Annotated in this window: 20 protein-coding genes; 14 read left to right on the top strand and 6 right to left on the bottom strand. The window is 67.6% G+C overall.

Features of this window, described 5'->3' with window-relative positions:
- The first annotated feature begins 78 nt into the window (after positions 1-78).
- From eno to rpmF, 3 genes are all read left to right on the top strand, one after another.
- Positions 79-1356 (top strand): phosphopyruvate hydratase, encoded by a 1278-nt coding sequence (eno, locus tag L2D01_08840; GenBank protein WBQ09001.1) that lies wholly within the window; start codon positions 79-81, stop codon positions 1354-1356.
- Between the two features lie 78 nt (positions 1357-1434).
- A complete protein-coding gene (locus L2D01_08835; protein ID WBQ09000.1) occupies positions 1435-3063 on the top strand; it encodes a CTP synthase in 1629 nt (542 codons plus the stop codon).
- Positions 3064-3245: 182 nt separating this feature from the next.
- On the top strand, positions 3246-3428 hold the full coding sequence (gene rpmF / locus L2D01_08830) for a 50S ribosomal protein L32 (GenBank protein WBQ08999.1): 183 nt from the start codon (positions 3246-3248) through the stop codon (positions 3426-3428).
- 129 nt (positions 3429-3557) lie between these two features.
- Here the strand turns inward: rpmF and L2D01_08825 are convergent, their stop codons facing one another.
- On the bottom strand, positions 3558-3932 hold the full coding sequence (locus L2D01_08825; GenBank protein WBQ08998.1) for a 6-carboxytetrahydropterin synthase: 375 nt from the start codon (positions 3930-3932) through the stop codon (positions 3558-3560).
- Between the two features lie 90 nt (positions 3933-4022).
- On the opposite strand from L2D01_08825, the gene L2D01_08820 reads away from it, so the two are divergent.
- The 3 genes from L2D01_08820 to L2D01_08810 all read left to right on the top strand — a co-directional run bounded on the left by L2D01_08820 (position 4023) and on the right by L2D01_08810 (position 6123).
- The gene (locus L2D01_08820) at positions 4023-4238 is read left to right on the top strand and encodes a hypothetical protein (protein WBQ08997.1); all 216 of its coding nucleotides are present in this window, start codon (positions 4023-4025) and stop codon (positions 4236-4238) included.
- Positions 4239-4356: 118 nt separating this feature from the next.
- Positions 4357-4632: a hypothetical protein gene (locus tag L2D01_08815; GenBank protein WBQ08996.1), complete on the top strand. Its 276-nt coding sequence runs from the start codon at positions 4357-4359 to the stop codon at positions 4630-4632.
- 180 nt (positions 4633-4812) lie between these two features.
- Positions 4813-6123 carry a replication-associated recombination protein A gene (locus L2D01_08810; GenBank protein WBQ08995.1) on the top strand — a complete coding sequence of 437 codons (1311 nt, stop codon included), beginning with the start codon at positions 4813-4815 and terminating at the stop codon, positions 6121-6123.
- A 7-nt stretch (positions 6124-6130) separates the two neighbouring features.
- Here L2D01_08810 and L2D01_08805 read toward each other — a convergent pair whose 3' ends face one another.
- A complete protein-coding gene (locus L2D01_08805) occupies positions 6131-6526 on the bottom strand; it encodes a hypothetical protein (GenBank protein ID WBQ08994.1) in 396 nt (131 codons plus the stop codon).
- A 279-nt stretch (positions 6527-6805) separates the two neighbouring features.
- Here L2D01_08805 and L2D01_08800 point away from each other — a divergent pair, with 279 nt between their 5' ends.
- The 6 genes from L2D01_08800 to L2D01_08775 all read left to right on the top strand — a co-directional run bounded on the left by L2D01_08800 (position 6806) and on the right by L2D01_08775 (position 11285).
- Positions 6806-7951, top strand: a complete 1146-nt coding sequence (locus L2D01_08800; GenBank protein WBQ08993.1) for a hypothetical protein — start codon at positions 6806-6808, stop codon at positions 7949-7951.
- Positions 7948-8418 carry a MarR family transcriptional regulator gene (locus tag L2D01_08795; GenBank protein ID WBQ08992.1) on the top strand — a complete coding sequence of 157 codons (471 nt, stop codon included), beginning with the start codon at positions 7948-7950 and terminating at the stop codon, positions 8416-8418. The genes L2D01_08800 and L2D01_08795 overlap by 4 nt, the downstream gene beginning before the upstream one ends.
- 83 nt (positions 8419-8501) lie before the next feature.
- On the top strand, positions 8502-8888 hold the full coding sequence (locus L2D01_08790; protein WBQ08991.1) for a CrcB family protein: 387 nt from the start codon (positions 8502-8504) through the stop codon (positions 8886-8888).
- Positions 8885-9865 carry an RluA family pseudouridine synthase gene (locus tag L2D01_08785; GenBank protein WBQ08990.1) on the top strand — a complete coding sequence of 327 codons (981 nt, stop codon included), beginning with the start codon at positions 8885-8887 and terminating at the stop codon, positions 9863-9865. The genes L2D01_08790 and L2D01_08785 overlap by 4 nt, the downstream gene beginning before the upstream one ends.
- Positions 9862-10548 (top strand): HAD-IA family hydrolase, encoded by a 687-nt coding sequence (locus tag L2D01_08780; protein WBQ08989.1) that lies wholly within the window; start codon positions 9862-9864, stop codon positions 10546-10548. The genes L2D01_08785 and L2D01_08780 overlap by 4 nt, the downstream gene beginning before the upstream one ends.
- Positions 10545-11285, top strand: coding sequence for an ATPase (locus tag L2D01_08775; protein WBQ08988.1), 741 nt, complete (start codon positions 10545-10547; stop codon positions 11283-11285). The genes L2D01_08780 and L2D01_08775 overlap by 4 nt, the downstream gene beginning before the upstream one ends.
- Before the next feature lie 117 nt (positions 11286-11402).
- On the opposite strand, the gene L2D01_08770 is transcribed toward L2D01_08775, so the two are convergent.
- Together L2D01_08770 and L2D01_08765 are read right to left on the bottom strand one after the other, a co-directional pair.
- Positions 11403-12113, bottom strand: a complete 711-nt coding sequence (locus L2D01_08770) for a hypothetical protein (GenBank protein ID WBQ08987.1) — start codon at positions 12111-12113, stop codon at positions 11403-11405.
- A 1-nt stretch (position 12114) separates the two neighbouring features.
- Entirely contained in the window at positions 12115-12651 is a 537-nt protein-coding gene (locus tag L2D01_08765; GenBank protein ID WBQ08986.1) for an RNA polymerase sigma factor, read from the bottom strand.
- Between the two features lie 201 nt (positions 12652-12852).
- Here L2D01_08765 and L2D01_08760 point away from each other — a divergent pair, with 201 nt between their 5' ends.
- Positions 12853-13269 carry a DUF4168 domain-containing protein gene (locus L2D01_08760; protein WBQ08985.1) on the top strand — a complete coding sequence of 139 codons (417 nt, stop codon included), beginning with the start codon at positions 12853-12855 and terminating at the stop codon, positions 13267-13269.
- A 182-nt stretch (positions 13270-13451) separates the two neighbouring features.
- A complete protein-coding gene (locus L2D01_08755) occupies positions 13452-13850 on the top strand; it encodes a RidA family protein (GenBank protein ID WBQ08984.1) in 399 nt (132 codons plus the stop codon).
- Between the two features lie 5 nt (positions 13851-13855).
- On the opposite strand, the gene L2D01_08750 is transcribed toward L2D01_08755, so the two are convergent.
- Together L2D01_08750 and L2D01_08745 are read right to left on the bottom strand one after the other, a co-directional pair.
- On the bottom strand, positions 13856-15235 hold the full coding sequence (locus tag L2D01_08750) for a hypothetical protein (protein WBQ11631.1): 1380 nt from the start codon (positions 15233-15235) through the stop codon (positions 13856-13858).
- Between the two features lie 42 nt (positions 15236-15277).
- Entirely contained in the window at positions 15278-16945 is a 1668-nt protein-coding gene (locus L2D01_08745) for an acyl-CoA dehydrogenase family protein (GenBank protein ID WBQ08983.1), read from the bottom strand.
- Between the last annotated feature and the right edge of the window lie 106 nt (positions 16946-17051).

The raw sequence follows: 17051 nt of genomic DNA, 5'->3' as shown, positions 1-17051 counted from the left end.
TGGCGCTCACAACCCTTTGCCTGCGCCGCGCACTGGTCTATCACCCGCGCCACACGATCATCCTGCAGGGGGGCATCCATGTCCGTCATCATCGACATCCGCGCGCGCGAAATTCTCGACAGCCGGGGCAATCCGACCGTCGAGGTGGATGTGGAGCTGGATGATGGCTCCATGGGCCGCGCCGCGGTGCCGTCGGGCGCTTCCACCGGCGCCCATGAGGCGGTGGAGAAGCGCGATGGCGGCCCGCGCTATGGCGGCAAGGGCGTGCGCGAGGCCGTCGCGGCCGTCGAGGGCGAGATCTACGAGAATATTGTGGGCATCGAAGCGGCCGAGCAGCGCGTGATCGACGAGGCGATGATCGATCTGGACGGCACGCCCAACAAGGCGCGCCTGGGCGCCAACGCCATCCTAGGCGTCTCGCTGGCGGTGGCCAAGGCCGCGGCGCAATCGCGCAAGCTGCCGCTCTACCGCTATCTGGGCGGCGTGAATGCGCGCATCCTGCCGACCCCGATGATGAACGTCATCAATGGCGGCGCCCATGCCGACAATCCGGTGGATTTCCAGGAATTCATGATCATGCCCACCGGCCTGCCGAGCTTTTCTGAAGCGCTGCGGTGTGGCTCGGAGATTTTCCACGCGCTTAAAAGCCGGCTGAAACAGGGCGGTTATTCCACCAATGTGGGCGATGAGGGCGGGTTCGCGCCGGACCTGAAGAGCGCCGAGCATTGCCTGGACGAGCTGATGGCCGCCATCGAAGCCGCCGGCTACAGCCCGGGCAAGGACGTGGTGCTGGCGCTGGATGTGGCCTCCACCGAGTTCTTCCGCGACGGGCGCTATGTGCTGGAAGGGGCGGGGCGCACCTGCTCGTCGGAGGAGTTTGCGACTTATCTCACGGAACTCGTGCGCGCCTACCCCATCGTCTCCATCGAGGACGGCATGGCCGAGGATGACTGGGAAGGCTGGACGGCGCTCACCTCGGCGCTGGACGGCGAATGCCAGCTGGTGGGCGATGATCTCTTCGTCACCAACCCCGAGCGCCTGTGGCGCGGCATCGAAGAAGGCGCGGCCAACGCCCTGCTGGTCAAGGTCAACCAGATCGGCACGCTGTCGGAAACGCTCGACGCGGTGGAGATGGCCCTGCGCGCGGGCTATGGCGCTGTGATGAGCCACCGCTCGGGCGAAACCGAAGATTCCACCATCGCGGATCTCGCCGTGGCGACCAATTGCGGGCAGATCAAGACCGGCTCGCTGGCGCGCTCCGACCGCACCGCCAAATATAACCAGCTCCTGCGCATCGAAGCCGAGCTCGGCTCGGCGGCGGCCTATGCCGGGCGCAGCGCGATCGCGGCGGGGTAGGGGCGGCCTGCATTCCACCCCCCACACCGGCGCCACAGCGCTTTTGCCCGGGGTGATTCTGCGCTAAACCGTCCGCCCATGCCGCGATATATTTTCATCACTGGCGGCGTGGTCTCCTCCCTTGGAAAAGGCCTCGCTTCCGCTGCCCTGGGCGCGCTTTTGCAAGCGCGCGGGTATTCCGTGCGCCTGCGCAAGCTGGACCCCTATCTCAATGTCGATCCGGGCACGATGTCGCCCTATCAGCATGGCGAGGTCTTCGTCACCGATGACGGGGCGGAGACTGATCTGGATCTGGGCCATTACGAGCGCTTCACCGGCGTGCCGGCCGCCCAGAGCGACAATATCACCACGGGGCGCATCTATTCCGACATTATCGCGCGCGAACGGCGCGGCGATTATCTGGGCGCCACGGTACAGGTGATTCCCCACGTCACCGACGCCATCAAGACCTTCGTTCTGTCCGACGCCGGGGATGTGGATTTCGTGCTGTGCGAGATCGGCGGCACGGTGGGCGATATCGAGGGTCTGCCCTTCTTCGAGGCGATCCGCCAGTTGGGACAGGAGCTGGGCCGCGAGCGCTGCGTCTTCGTCCATGTCACGCTGTTGCCCTTCATCAAGGCGGCCGGCGAGATGAAGACCAAGCCGACCCAGCACTCGGTCAAGGAGCTGCGCTCCATCGGCATCCAGCCCGATATCCTGCTGTGCCGCTGCGAAATTCCGCTGGACCCGTCGGACCGGCGCAAGATCGCCCTGTTCTGCAATGTGCCTGAAAACGCCGTGATCGAGGGACGCGACGCGGCCTCGCTCTATGACGTGCCGGGCGAGTATCACGATCAGGGCTTTGATTCGGTCATTCTGGACCGGTTCGGCATCACCGATGCGCCCGAGCCTGACATGTCGGTGTGGCAGCGTATCAGCCAGGCCGTCCACAATCCTGATGGCGAGGTCACCATTGCGGTGGTGGGCAAATACACCGTGCTGGCCGACGCCTATAAATCCCTGCTCGAAGCGCTCACCCATGGCGGCATCGCCAATAATGTGAAGGTGCGCGTGCGCTGGCTGGACGCCAGCCAGTTCGAGACGCCGGACAATTTCGCCGCCCTGGAAGACGTGCACGCCATCCTGGTGCCCGGCGGGTTTGGCGAGCGCGGCGCCGAAGGCAAGATCGCCGCGGCCCGCTTCGCGCGCGAGCGCAAGGTGCCGTATTTCGGCATCTGCTTTGGCATGCAGATGGCGGTGATCGAGGCGGCGCGTCATCTCGCCGGCGTCACGGGCGCGGGCACGTCGGAGTTCGGCGCGCCCAAAGAGCCGGTGGTCGGCCTGCTCAAAGAATGGGTCAAGGACAATGAAATCGTGCGCCGCTATGCCGGCGGGGATTTGGGCGGCACCATGCGCCTGGGCGCCTTCCCGGCAACGCTCAAAGACGGCTCGCGCGTGCGCGAGATTTACGGCGCGCCGCAGATCCAGGAACGCCACCGCCACCGCTATGAGGTGAACATCGCCTGGCGCGAGCAGCTGGAAGCCGCCGGTCTCATCTTCTCCGGCCTGTCGCCCGACGGCGTGCTGCCGGAAATCGTGGAATACGCCGACCACCCCTGGTTCATCGGCGTGCAATTCCACCCCGAATACAAATCGAGACCCTTCGAGCCGCACCCGCTGTTTGCGAGCTTCGTGGCGGCGGCGATAGAGCATTCACGGTTGGTGTAAGAGGGGGGCTGCGGTCGGCCTGGAAAGCAGGCGAACTCATTTCACGTACCAAAGCCCCCCGCCACACACCGCCCCATTGCCAGCCCGGCATGAAACCGGTATAGCCCGCCGCTCACTTTCCGCGTGACGCTTCACGTTTCGCGCGCAAGTCCGGTTCACCTTTGACTTTGAGGGAGAGACCCATGGCGGTCCCCAAGCGCAAAACCTCTCCGTCCAAGCGCAATATGCGCCGCGGACATGATTCCATCTCCACGACCGCCTATGTCGAGGACAAGGACACCGGCGAGCTGCGCCGTCCGCACCATGTCGACCTGAAGTCGGGCATGTATCGCGGCAAGCAGATTTTCACGCCGAAAGAAGACTGATCCGGCCGAGCCGGGGAGGCATCGAAGCCCTGCGCGAGCGATCGCGCGGGGCTTTTGCTTTGTGCGGTTGGTTGAGGTGAGGCGCATTTAAGCGCGGCGCACACCCTCTGGCTTGACGTGCACCGCGTCTCAGGCGCGGCGCACGAGCGCCTTTTCCCCACAGCTGGGGCGGCGGATCTCTACGCTGACCACGCCGGGCAGGGCCGCGTCCAGGCGCTCGAACACCCAGTGGGCGATGGTTTCCAGCGAGGGGTGTTCCAGCCCCTCCACCTCGTTGAGCAGGCGGTGGTCCAGCTGGTCGCGGATTTTCGCCAGCTCCGCGTCAATCTCCCAGAAATCACGCACCATGCCGCTGTCGGTGGACCTGGCGCCCGAGAGGGTCACCGTTCCGGCGAAGGAATGGCCGTGCATTCGCGAGAACGGATGGCTCGCGTCCTTGTGGGTGAAATGATGGGCGGCGTCGAAGGTGAAGTCCTTCGAGATTTCCAGAACGAGTGCGGACATGGCTTCCTGACCTGTGCGTGGCGCGCCATATACAGAATGCAGCGCACAATGGAAACCGCGCGGCGCTGCAAGCGATAGGAGGAGCCGTCCATGAGTCAGCCGCCCGAAGATGCAAAGCCGGCGCGCAAACCTGTCACGGCGATGACGCTCGCCCTGTGGGCGGCGCCGGTGCTGGGCGGCTTCGCCGTGCTGGCGCTGGCGCTGGCCATGAACTGGCAGCCCTGGTTCGGCTACGCCGCCGTGATCGCGGGCGTGCTGGGCGCCATCATGATGGCGGGCGAGCATTTCGGGGTGCGTGGTGAGTAAGGCGCTTTGACTGTGGCGCCGTTGCAAGCCTTACCAGAATGTAATGCACCAGCGTTTGCGCCTGCAGCATGTCCGTCTGATACTGGAGCAAATCTGCTGTTCCATTGAGGGGTCCACCATGAAGACGCTTTCGCTTTCCGCCGCCATGCTGGCCCTTCTTGGTGCAGGCAGCCTTGCCGGCTGCTCGGCCACCGCGGGTGACGAAACCCAGATCGCTGGCGCCAGCAATGGTGAGCGCGTGGTCTGCCGGCGCATTCACGAGGTAGGCAGTCGCCTCGGTGGGAGCGTCTGCCGCACCGAGGCCGAGTGGGAAGAAGAAGCCCGCGACGCCCAGCAGGCGATGGATGAGTTCGACGCGCCTCGGTCCGTTGACCCCTCCGGTCTCGGCGGCTAAGGCTAGGCTAACACCCGGTCTGACCGCGCCTGGCTGGCTTTACAAACGCAAGAGCATCACAGAACTGCGCGTCGCCGGCGCTCCGGCGACGCACAAAGAGGGCCGCTGAGGCGGCCTTCTTCATATGTGCCTGCGCCGCGCGCGTTGCCGCCGCGATAGCGCACGCTCATAGTCGCACTCATGAGCAATCTGTTCCAGTCCGCCGGTCTTGAAGCCTCCGCGCCGCGCCCGCTGGCCGACCGGCTTCGCCCGCAATCCCTGAGCGATGTGGTTGGTCAGGATCACCTGATCGGCCCCGGCGGCCCGCTGGGGCGCATGCTGGCGCGCGGGCATCTGGCCTCCATCATCCTTTGGGGGCCTCCCGGCGTGGGCAAGACCACGCTGGCGCGCCTGCTCAGCGATGCGGCGGGGCTGGAGTTTGACGCCATTTCAGCCGTGTTCTCCGGCGTGGCGGACCTGAAAAAAGCCTTCGACCGCGCCCGCGCCCGGCGCGCCTCGGGCCAGGGCACGCTTCTGTTCGTCGACGAGATCCACCGCTTCAACCGCGCCCAGCAGGACGGCTTTTTGCCCGTGGTGGAGGAGGGGGTGGTGACGCTGGTGGGCGCCACCACCGAAAACCCCAGCTTTGAGCTCAACGCTGCGCTCCTGTCGCGCTGTCAGGTGCTGGTGCTCAAGCGGCTGGACGCCGATGCGCTCGAACGCCTGCTCGCCCGCGCCGAGGCGCTGGAGGGCCGCCCGCTGGCGCTGACGGGGCAGGCGCGCGACGTGATGATGGCGCTGGCCGACGGGGACGGGCGCTATCTGCTCAATCTGGCCGAACAGGTCTTCGCCGCCGCACCCGACGCGCCGCTGGACCCTGCAGGCCTCGGCCAGCTGGTGCAGCGCCGCGCGCCCTCCTACGACAAGGCGGGCGATTCCCACTACAATCTCATCTCCGCCTTGCACAAATCCATCCGCGGCTCGGACCCGGACGCGGCGCTCTACTGGCTGGCGCGCATGCTGGAGGCCGGCGAGGACCCGCTGTTTCTGGCCCGGCGCCTGGTGCGCATGGCCAATGAGGATATCGGCCTGGCCGATCCCGGCGCGGTCCACGCGGCGCTGGCGGCCAAGGACGTGTATGATTTCCTCGGCAGCCCCGAAGGCGAGCTGGCGCTGGCCCAGGCCGTGGTCCATCTCGCCTGCGCCCCCAAATCCAACGCCGTCTACAAGGCCTGGAAAGCCGCCGTGCGCAGCGCCAAGGCCACGGGCTCCCTGAGCCCGCCCAAACACATCCTCAACGCCCCCACCAAGCTGATGAAGGCTGAAGGCTATGGCCAGGGCTATGAATACGATCACGACGCCGCCGGCGGCGTCTCGGGCCAGGACTATTTCCCCGACGAGATGACCGACCGCCCGGTCTTCTACGAACCCAAGGACGGCGGGCGCGAGGCGCAGCTGAAAGAGCGGCTGGACCGCTGGCGGGCGCTGAGGAAAGAGCGGCGAGGGCGTTAGGCCGCCCTTACCCGAACACCGCCGCAAACGGGAACAGGAACCCGATCGCCAGCGACCACACCGTGAAGGCGATGGTCATGAACAGGAGCGCGGTCTCGCGCTTGCCGGTGATGATGGCCGGCACGGCGCCTGCCACCACCCAGATCACCATCGCGCCCAGCTGGACCAGCAGGATCGCCGCCAGCGGTGCGGGCCAGATGAGGCCGCCAATGGCCAGCAGGCCCAGGCTCAGCTGAAACGCGCCCAGCAGGCGCAGATACACATCCACCTGAACTGCATCATAGAAGAGCTTGCGCGCCGCGAAGCCCGGTGTGAACACCATGATCAGCCCCGCCCCGCCCGCCGCCAGCACGGCGGCCAGATACAGCGCTCTCAGCGCGATCGTGTCGGCAAGGGTCAGCATGACGGCCTCCGGTGACGGCGGGAAGGTGTGCGACGGGCCGGTAACGCGCGAAGCTGCGGCCTGGGTCCGGGGCGGACTGGTGGCGCAGCGCAGATCAGCACAAGCGGGGTCAGGCGCCGGGTGCGTCAATCGTGTGGTGCCGAAGTCGGCACGCTAGGGTGTCAGGATGCGCCCCCTCGCGGCAACGGGTCAAGGCGGGGCCCAAACCGAAGTCGTCTTGCATATCGTTCAACGTTAAACGAAAGTGATTAGCGTTGAACCAAGTGGGAGGAGGGCGCCATGGCGCAGAGCCGCAGACTGTTTCTGAAACTCGCCGGCGCGTCCGCGGTGACGGTGGTGGGGGCCGGGGCCGTGTTCACCGCAACCCGCACGCCGGTACGGGCGCTGGTCCCGTGGGAGACGGCGATGAGCGGCGCCCATGGCGACCCCCGACTGCGGGCGCTGGCCTGGGCCATTCTGGCGCCCAACCCCCATAATATTCAGCCCTGGCTGTTTGAGCTTGTGGGCGCGGACGAGGTGCGTATCTGGTGTGATCCGGAGCGGCGTCTGCCCGCCACCGATCCGTTTGACCGCCAGATCACCATCGGTTTTGGCTGCATGCTGGAGCAGTTGCGCATGGCGGCGGCGCACGCCGGGCTGGCGGCGCAGATCACGCCCTTCCCCGAGGGCGCCGGCGCGCCGCGCCTTGATGACCGCCCCATCGCCCATGTGCGGTTCGCGCCCGCCGACGCCGCGCCCGATCCGCTCTTCACCCACGCCGCCATAAGGCGCTCCGACAAGGCGCCGTTTGAGGATCGGGCCATCGCGCCGGACCTGCTGGGCGCGCTGCTTGAGGCGGCTGCACCGCGCCACGAGACCAATCTGATCGCCGATACAGAAGGCGTGGCGGCGCTGCGCGACCTGACCTGGCGGGCCATGGAGGTGGAGCTGCGTGCGCCGGCGCCACATCGCGAAAGCGTCGACCTGATGCGCATCGGGCGCGCCGAGATCGAAGCCAATCCCGACGGCATTGCCCTGCAAGGCGCCATGATCGAGGCGCTCAATATGGCCGGAATGATCACGCGCGAGACGCTGGCCGATCCCGCCTCCACGGCGTTCTCTCAAACCCTCGACATGATGCGCGCCCAGATCTACAGCGCGAGAGGGTTTGCCGTCCTGACCACGCCCGGTGATACGCGCGCCGAGCAATTGGAGGCAGGGCGCGACTGGCTGCGCCTGAATCTCGCCGCCTGCGGGCTGGGCCTGGGCTTCCAGCCGCTGAGCCAGGCTTTGCAGGAATATGAGGCGATGGCCGCGCTCTACGACGAGGCCCATGACCGGCTGGCGCCCGGCGGCGGGCGCGTTCAGATGATCGCGCGTCTGGGCCATGGCGCGCAGCCCGCCCGCACGCCGCGCTGGCCGCTGGAGAGCAGGATGATGGCATGAGCCGCGCCCCCGGACCCGGGCCGGATCCCGAGCTGGTGTTCGCGGTCCTCAACGAGGTGGGCATCATCCAGCAGCTGTCGTCCAGCGCGCTGCTCAAAGTCCTGCCCGACGGATTGCAGATCGCGCATTTCTCCGTGCTCAACCACATGGCGCGCCTCGGCGATGGCTGGACGCCGGTGCGCCTCGCGCGCGCCTTTCAGGTCACCAAGGGCGCCATGACCAACACGCTGCAGCGGCTGGAGGCGCGCGCCCTGGTGCGCATCGAGCCTGACCCGGAAGATCGGCGCGCGAAGCGCGTGTTCCTCACGCCGGCCGGGCGGGAGATGCGCGCGCGCTGCCTGGCCGCCCTTGGACCGGAGCTTGCCCGCATGGGGGCGGCGCTGGGCGCCGGGCGGTTTGAGACGGCGCTGCCCGCCCTGCAGGCGATCCGCAACTGGCTGGACGCGGATCGCAATCCGGCGAAATAGCGGGGCTGCAGCGGCGCTGGAACGCGTCTGACACCGGCGCCTGGCCTTGCGCCTCAGCGCGCTGCGGCCTATCGCTGCGCGTCATGAACCATCTTCTTCTCATCGCCGCCGGAGGCGCGCTGGGCGCGGTCTCGCGCCATGGCGTCAATCAGGCGTGCCTGCGCTGGATCGGGCCGGACGCGCCCTGGGGCGTGCTGATCGTCAATGTGGCCGGATCGCTGGCGGTCGGGCTGCTGGTGGGCTGGCTGGCGCAGGCCGGGCGCGCCGACGCCACCGAGATCCGCTTTGCCTTCGGCGTCGGGTTTCTGGGCGCCTTCACCACCATGAGCGCATTGTCGCTGGAGCTGATCTTGATGATCGAACGCAAGGCCTTTCTCGAGGCGCTGGTCTGGGGCGGCGGCATGCTGATCGCCTGCGTGCTCGCTGCGGGCGTGGGGCTGGCGCTGGCGCGCACGGTGTGGCCGTCATGAGCGCGGTTCAAACCCTCGAAGTCACGCAAGCCGAAGGCGATATGCGTCTGGACCGCTGGTTCAAGGCGCATTTTCCGCACATCCCCCACGGGCGGGTGGAGAAATTCCTGCGCACCGGTCAGGTCCGCGTCGACGGCGCGCGCGCCAAGGGCAATCAGCGCCTCGAGCCGGGCCAGATCGTGCGCGTGCCGCCCATGCCGGAACCGGGCGAGATCCGCGCCGAGGCGCCCTTGTCGCGAGAGGACGCGGCGTTCGCCCGCTCCATGGTGCTGTATCAGGACCATGAGCTGATCGCGCTGAACAAGCCCCACGGCCTGGCCGTACAGGGCGGGTCCAAGACCACGCGCCATCTCGACCGTCTGCTGGACGCGTTCGGGCGGGGCGATGAACGCCCGCGTCTCGTCCACCGTCTCGACAAGGACACGTCGGGCGTTCTGGTGGTGGCGCGCACCGCTGACAGCGCCCGGCGCCTCTCGCGCCTGTTCCAGACCCGCGACCTTCGCAAATATTACTGGGCTGTGGCCCTTGGCGTGCCTTCGCCGCACAACGGCGAGATCAGCGGCTTCCTGCGCAAATCCAGCGGCCCCGATGGCGACCGCGAGCGCATGATGGCGGCGCGCCATGGCGAGGAGGGCGCCCAGCACGCGGTGACCCATTACGCTGTGGCTGACCATGCCGGACGCCGTGCCAGCTGGGTCGTGCTGAGCCCCGAAACCGGGCGCACCCACCAGCTGCGCGTCCACATGGCGGGCTTTGGCCACGCCATTCTGGGCGACGGCAAATACATGTGCGACATCCCCACGCCCGAAGGCCTGTCGCGCAAGCTGCACCTGCACGCGCGCAAGCTGGTCATCCCGCGCCCCGGCCAGCGCCCGCTGGTGCTGGAAGCGCCGCTGCCGGACCATATGAGCGAGACCTTCGCCGCGCTGGGCTTTGACTTCGACGCGGGCGCGCGCGCCGAGGAGACGCTGGCGTGACGGGTCTGAAACTGGCCGTGTTTGATGTGGACGGCACGCTGGTGGATTCGCGTGAAGTGATCGCACGCGCCATGACCCGCGCCTTTGAGCGCGCCGGGCTGGGCGCCATCGCCTATGATCAGGTGCGCACGATTGTGGGTCTGGAATTGTCTGAAGCCGTAGCGCGTCTGGCCCCGCCCGATTATGGCGAGGCGCGGGTCGCGGCGCTCACCGGGTTTTACAAGCAAGCCTTCGTGGAACAGCGCGCCGAGGCCGGCTTTTCCGAGCCCCTCTATGACGGCGCGCGCGAGACTCTGGAGCGTCTGGCTGATGAGGGCTGGATCCTTGGCGTGGCCACCGGCAAGGCGCGCCGGGGGCTCGACATCGTGTTCGGCCACCATGATCTGCACCGCTATTTTCAGACCCTGCACACCGTGGATGGCGGTCCCGGCAAGCCGCATCCGCGCATGGTGCTCGACGCCATGGCCGCCACCGGCGCGCGCCCCAAAGAGACCGTGGTGATCGGCGACACGTTCTGGGACATGGCCATGGCGCGCGCCGCCGACGCCCACGCCATGGGCGTCAGCTGGGGCTTTCACACGGTGGATGAGATCAATGAGGCCCAGCCTCACGCCATCCACCATGATTTCGCCGCGCTCAACAGCGCCCTTGATGTCTTCGCCGGAGACCGGAGCGCCGCATGAGCATGTCAAAGGCCAGGGCGGAAAACCGCCCCCTGCCGCGGCGCTTCTATACCGAAGCCGCCGCCGCGCCGGGCGAGGGCGGCTGGCGTGTTCTGCTCGACGGGCGTCAGGTGCGCACGCCGGCCAAATCGGTTCTGGTGCTGCCCGGCGAGACGCTGGCCCGCGCAGCCGCCGCTGAATGGTCCGCCCAGAGCGAACACATCAATCCCTTCACCATGCCGGTCACCCGGCTGTGTCATGTGGCGCTGGACCGTACCGGCGATGTGCGCGCGCAGGCCGCCGCCGAAGTCGCGCGCTTCGCCCGCACCGATCTTTTGAGCCACCGCGCCGAAGAATCCGTCCTCGCTACGCGTCAGGCCGAGGCCTGGGATCCCTGGCTCGCCTGGGCCGCCATGGCGCTGGACGCGCCGCTGCACGCTGCGGTCTCGGTCACCGCTCTCGATCAGCCCGACAGTTCGATCGCGGCGCTGGAACGCCGGGCGCTGGCGCTCGACAATTTCCGCCTGACCGCTCTGGTCAGCGCCGCCCCGAACCTGGGCTCGGCCGTGCTGGCGTTTGCGCTGCTGGAAGGCGAGGCGGACGCCGAAATCCTGTTCGACACATCGCGCGTGGACGAGCGCTATCAGGCCGAGCGCTGGGGTGAGGACGCCGAGGCGGCCGAGGCCGCCGCCAACCGCAAACGCGACCTTCTGGGCTGTGAAACACTGTTTCGCGCCTTGGATGCCGATGACATCTGAGCGCCGACAGATTTTCGCGGGTTTTTGCCGTGCCGCGGCGGCTTTTGACCGGAAAAACCCCGGACCACACGGTGTGCGTCGCGGGGACAAGGTGCGGGATAGGGCGGGGACAGGGGGTCAGCCGCCGGGATCATTCACCGTCTGCACGCCCAGCTCCGGCGCCGGCATGAAGTCCGCCACCATGGGCGCGCGGGACTGGCTGCGCACGGTCTGGGCAATCGCTTCGAGATCAACACGTTCCAGCGGTCCAGTCACCCCGATCACCAGATCATCCTCGCGCCACCACACCAGGCGCTCGCCATCGAGCCGTGAATGCTGCAGCGCGCCCGGACCGGCCGGGCTGATCCGGCGCGCCAGAATGCGCACGGTCTCGCCGTCAGAGGCTTGATATTCCAGCGCGTTAAACGCGCCGCCTTGCGCCATGCGCGCGATGGAAGCGGTCAGGTGCAGGCCGTGGCCGGTCAGTTCCGGCGGGCTCAGCACCGGGTCGGACAACAGGCTCGTGGCGGTATCGGAACCGCTCACAGCGAGCCCCTCCAGCTGCACCAGCTCAGCGGGCGCCTCGCCCGTTGCCGGGCCTGAGCTCATATGCAATCCCGCCGCCAGCCAGCCGCCAGCGAACACCACCACCGCCGCCGCCGCCATCGCGCCCATGCGCGTCATCCGGTCGAGCCGTTCGGCCCGGCGCGCCGCGCGCAGCACGCCAGCGGGCAGCCCGGCGCCGGCTCGTTGGCGGGCGAAAGCGTCGAGCGCATCGATGATGCGCCGATCAATGCGCGCGTCGCCTGCGGTGTGAGTTTCCTTTTCCGTTTCAGTGTCGTGGGTCATGTCATTTCACCTGGTGCAGCCGGGTGCGGTCCTCTGTTTCCGGTACGGGCGCATCCTCCGCGAGGCTCTCCCGCAAGGCGCTGCGAGCGCGGGAGACCTGCGAGCGCAGGGTGGCCGGGTTGAGATCGAGAATGGCCGCCGCTTCCTCGTTCGAATGCCCCTCGATGGCGATCAGGGTCAGGGCGGCGCGCTGGTCGCGGGGCAGGGCGTCCAGCGCATCTAGCGCCGCGGCGCAGTCCAGCCGTGCCTGCTGGGCTGCAGGCGCCGCCAGATCAGGCGCAGCGTCGGGATCGTTCAGCGGTGCCTCGCGCCGGGCTGCCTGGCGCATCAGATCGAGATGGGTGCGGTAGACAATGGTCATCAGCCAGCTGCGCGCCCGTTCGGCCTCGCGCAGCTGGCGCCGCTTGCGGATGGCGGTCTCCGCTGCGATCTGAACCAAATCATCGGCGTCAAACGCATTGCCCGCCAGCGCGCGCGCAAACCGCCGCATGGCGGTCAGCTGACGGGTGATGGTGCGGCTCATATCCTTGGCGTTCATCAAGCAATATCTCAATGGCGTGTCTGTAAGACGCTGAAAAACGTGGGCGTGTTGCACAATCATAGCGAAAAATTTCCAGTCATACGCGGACATGACCGAATTGTAATTCATAGGACGCGCAACATCACCCGCTCTTCAGGCGTCTAACTATCAGTACGTCTGCCCACGCGGGCGTCGAAACTGAAATGGAGACTTGTTGATATGACCATGATGTTCAAAACGACCGCTTCCGCCCTCGCTCTGGCCCTGGGCGCCGCCTACGCCGCGCCCGCCGCCCTCGCGCAACAGGCCCCGCCGCCCCCGCAACAGGGCATGCCGGCGCAGCAGCAGCCCCAGATCGAGCCTGTCACCGACGAGGAAATCTGGAACTTCGTACGCGCCGTGGACCAGGTCAGCGGGATCGTTGAAGAATTGCGTCCGCAGCTTGAAGCGGCCAACGGCCAGGAAGAAGCCCAGCTCATCCAGCAGGACGCCCAGGCGCAGATGATCGAAGCGGTCGAGGACGAAGGTCTGACGCCCGAGCGCTATAACGAGATCAATATGGCTGCGCAGTCCGATCCGGAGCTCGGCGAGCGCATCTCCGAGATCGCTGAAGAGTACCGCGAGCAGAATGGCTGACCGCACACGGCCATCGTGACCGGGGCTCTCCGTATCCGGGCGACCGGATGCGGGGCCCCGCCTTCGCCCCCGGCTGTCCCCCCCGCCGGGGGCGCTTTTGTGTCTGGGTCTTGTCAGGCCACGCGGGTCGTCATACCCGTTTCGAGAGGGTCGGCCCATGTGGTCCGCAAAAGGGACGCGCCATGATATCTGACCGCCAGCGCATCAGTTCCGGCGCGCCGTGGGAGGACCGGGTCGGCTATCGCCGCGCCGTGCGCGTGGGCGATCACGTCTGGGTGGCCGGGACAGTGGCGGTGGACGCGCAAGGACGCCCGTTTGCGCCGGGAGACGCGGGTGCGCAGGCCGCGCGCTGCCTTGAGATTATCGTGGCGGCGCTGGCTGAGGCCGGTGCGCGCCCGGACCACGTTGTCCGGACGCGCATGTTCGTCACGGACATGGCGCCGGAAACCCAGGCCGCCGTCGGCGCGGCGCACCGGGCCGTCTTCGGGTCCTGCCCGCCCGCCAGCACCATGGTGGGGGTCAGCGCGTTGGCGGGGCCGGAATTTATCATCGAAATTGAAGCGGAAGCCGTGATCGGCTGAGGGCGTCAGCCCTCTGCCTGTGCGATCTTGCGCCTGGCGCCGGTGATCAGGGCGGCCGCCCCGTACGCCAACAGCGCCGCCAGGATCGAGCCCAGAAACGCGCCGGGCAGATCATAGACCCAGCCACCCAGTCCAATCGCGAGCAGGCCGGCGGCTAAAGCGGCCAGCGCGCTCCACTCATCGCCGAACCTGGTGTGCAGCCCGATGAGGAGTGAGACCAGCAGCCCCGCCGAGCCCAGCGAGGAGGCAATCTCCACCAGCCCGTAAATCGTTTCGCCGCGCGTCGCCACCAGATAGGCGCATCCGCCCGCTGCGACAGTGAGCACGCGCGCCGCGATCAGGGTTTCGCGTTGGCCGGCGCGCGGCCGGGCGCGTTTGTACAAATTCTCCGTGGTCAGCGCGGCGACTGCCAGCAGGGCGGAGTCCACCGTCGACAGGACGGCTGAAAACAGCGCGCCTGCGAACACAACGAACAGGGCGGTGGGCAGAAGCTCGGCCGCCAGCGCCGGCAGGAACAGATCGCCATTGGAGGCGTCAAATCCTGCGCCTGGCCCGATCAGGCCGAACGCCAGCGGGAAAAACCCCACCACCAGATACAGCCCGCCCGCCAGCAGCCCGCCGCGCATCGCCACCTTGGCGGTTTTCGAGCCCAGAAAGCGCGAGATCAGCTCCTGCGCCACGATGGAGCCGAGGATCGGAATGGCAAACGCGTCCAGCCGCGCCAGCCAGCTTTCCCCCGGCGCGATAAGGATCAATTGCTCCGGCCGTATCGAGGCGAGCGCCATCGCCGGCCCGCCCGCATGATCGATCAGCGCGATCAGCAAGATGACGAGGCCGACGAGCACCACTGCGCTTTGAAAGATGTCGGTCACCACCGAGGCGAGCAGCCCGCCAATCAGCGTGTAGGCCGTCACCAGCACGGTCACCGCCAGCAGGGTCGTGCCCACCGGCAGGCCTGCCACCGTGGACACCAGAGCGGCCAGGGCCAGCAGCTGTGCCGCCGCCCACACGATGGAGGTGGGGATGGAGACGCAGGCGGCCGCAATTTCCGCCCGGCCGCCGAACCGGTCGCGGAAGAAGTCGGCCAGCGTGATATAGCCCTTGGCCCGCAGGGCGCCGGCCACCAGAAGGGCAGCCAGAATCAGACAGATAGCATAACCGAACGGCTCGGCCCGAGCGCCCGCGATGCCTTCCTGCGCGATGGTGGCGCTGGCGCCCATCACCGTCTCGCCGCCAAACCAGGTGGCGAACACCGAAATCCCCACCGCGAACATGCCCAGGCGCCGTCCGGCGACCAGGTAATCCACATCGCCAGCGATTTTGCGCGACGCCCACACCGCGATGCTGAGCTGCACAAGCACATAGGCGGCCAGGGCGGCGATCATCCAGGACAAGGGCAAGCTCCGGGCAGAATCAACGACATCAGTCTAAGACCGTAGACGCGCCCGGCGGACAAGCCACTCGGTATCGATCCTCGCCTCACCTGCGCCCAGCGTCGTGGCGTTCTCCGCAATTCGCCGGCCCAGATAGGCCTCCAGAGCCGGGTCGAGCCCGGCGCGTTGGAGGGCGGCGGCGGTGAGAAGCGTGGCGGACAATTCGGTGAAGCGGCGGGCGCGCGCCTCGCTTAGGTTCCCCGCCATCATGTCGCGCAGGGCGGTCAGGCGCGCGTCCACCGCCGGGTGGAGGCCCGCCAGCGGGGCAAGCTCGGCGTCCAGCGCCTCACGCGCAGCGGCGTCGCGGCTCAGCGCGCGCAGCACGTCCAGCGCGATCACATTGCCCGAGCCTTCCCAGATGGCGTTGAGCGGGCTCTGGCGGAACATGCGGGGCAGGGGGTGCTCCTCCACATAGCCCGCGCCGCCATGGGCCTCCATGGCTTCGTAGACCAGGTAGGGCGCACGCTTGCAGATCCAGTATTTGGCGATGGGCGTGGCGATGCGCGCGAAGGCGGCCTGCGCCGGGTCCGATGCGGCACGGTCAAAGCTTTCCGCCACCCGGAACGCCAGGGCCAGCGCCGCTTCAGCCTCCAGCGCCAGTTCGGCGAGCACTTCGCGCATCAAAGGCTGATCAATCAGGCGGCGCTGAAAGGCGCTGCGCCGGTCGGCGTGCCAGATGGCGTGGGCGCTCACGGTGCGGATGAGGCCAGCGGAGCCCGCCAGGCAATCAAGCCGCGTATGATTGACCATCTCGATGATGGTGCGCACGCCGCGCCCCGGCTCGCCCACGCGCCGCGCCCAGGCTTGCTTGTTTTCAATCTCGGACGAGGCATTGGAGCGGTCGCCCAGCTTGTCTTTAAGCCTCTGGATTTCGATCGTGTTGCGCGTGCCGTCCGGGCGCCAGCGCGGGACCAGAAAACAGCTCAGCGCCGCCCCGTCCCCTGAGGCATCCCCGCCCTCATAGGCCAGGGTGAGAAACCCGTCGCTCATGGGGGCCGAACAGAACCATTTATGACCGGTCAGCAGCACCTCATCGCCGCCCGCAATCGGCTCGGCGCGGGTGGTGTTGGCGCGCACGTCCGAGCCGCCCTGTTTCTCGGTCATGGCCATTCCGATGGTCAGGCCGGTTTTCTGCTCCATGGGCAGGAAGCGCGGGTCGTAGGCGCCGCTGGTCGCACCCGCGATCCAGTCCCCCGCCCAGCCGGCATGGCGCAGGGCGGGCACGCAGGCATAGGTCATGGACATGGGGCAACACACGCCCGAATCCGCATGGCCCATCAGGATCAGCAATCCGGCATGCAGGGTGTGGCCGGCCTGATCGGTTTTCCACGCCGCCGCCGAGACACCAGACTGAAGCCCTAGCGCCATCAGATCGTGGTAGGCGGGATGGAACTCCACTTCATCCACACGCCGACCAAAGCGGTCGAAGGGTTTGAATTTGGGTGGATTTTCATTGGCGAGCCGGCCCTGTTCCTGCACCGCTTCGCTGCCCGCCGCCGCGCCCAGCGCCGACAGGCTGGCGGCGTGAACGCCCGCGCCGGCGCGGCTCAGCGCCTCGCTCAGCATGATGTCGTCATCATGCCAGTTCACGCCCGTCAGGGGCGCCGACTGGTTGAAGACGGCGTGGGTGGCGAGCTCGGTGCGGGGCGCGTGATGGGTCATGAGCGACACAAAAGCGCGCGAAGACGAGTCTGTCGATAGGCGTGCCGCGCCGCCCATTGCCGGAATTTCACACCCGCCCCCGCATCCATATGGCATCCTGCGCGCA

This window comes from Hyphomonadaceae bacterium ML37, from assembly GCA_027627685.1.
In the GTDB taxonomy this organism is placed as follows: domain Bacteria; phylum Pseudomonadota; class Alphaproteobacteria; order Caulobacterales; family Maricaulaceae; genus Oceanicaulis.
The sequence above is the reverse complement of the archived record's forward strand: the minus strand, read 5'-3'. Positions and strand labels throughout refer to the sequence as shown.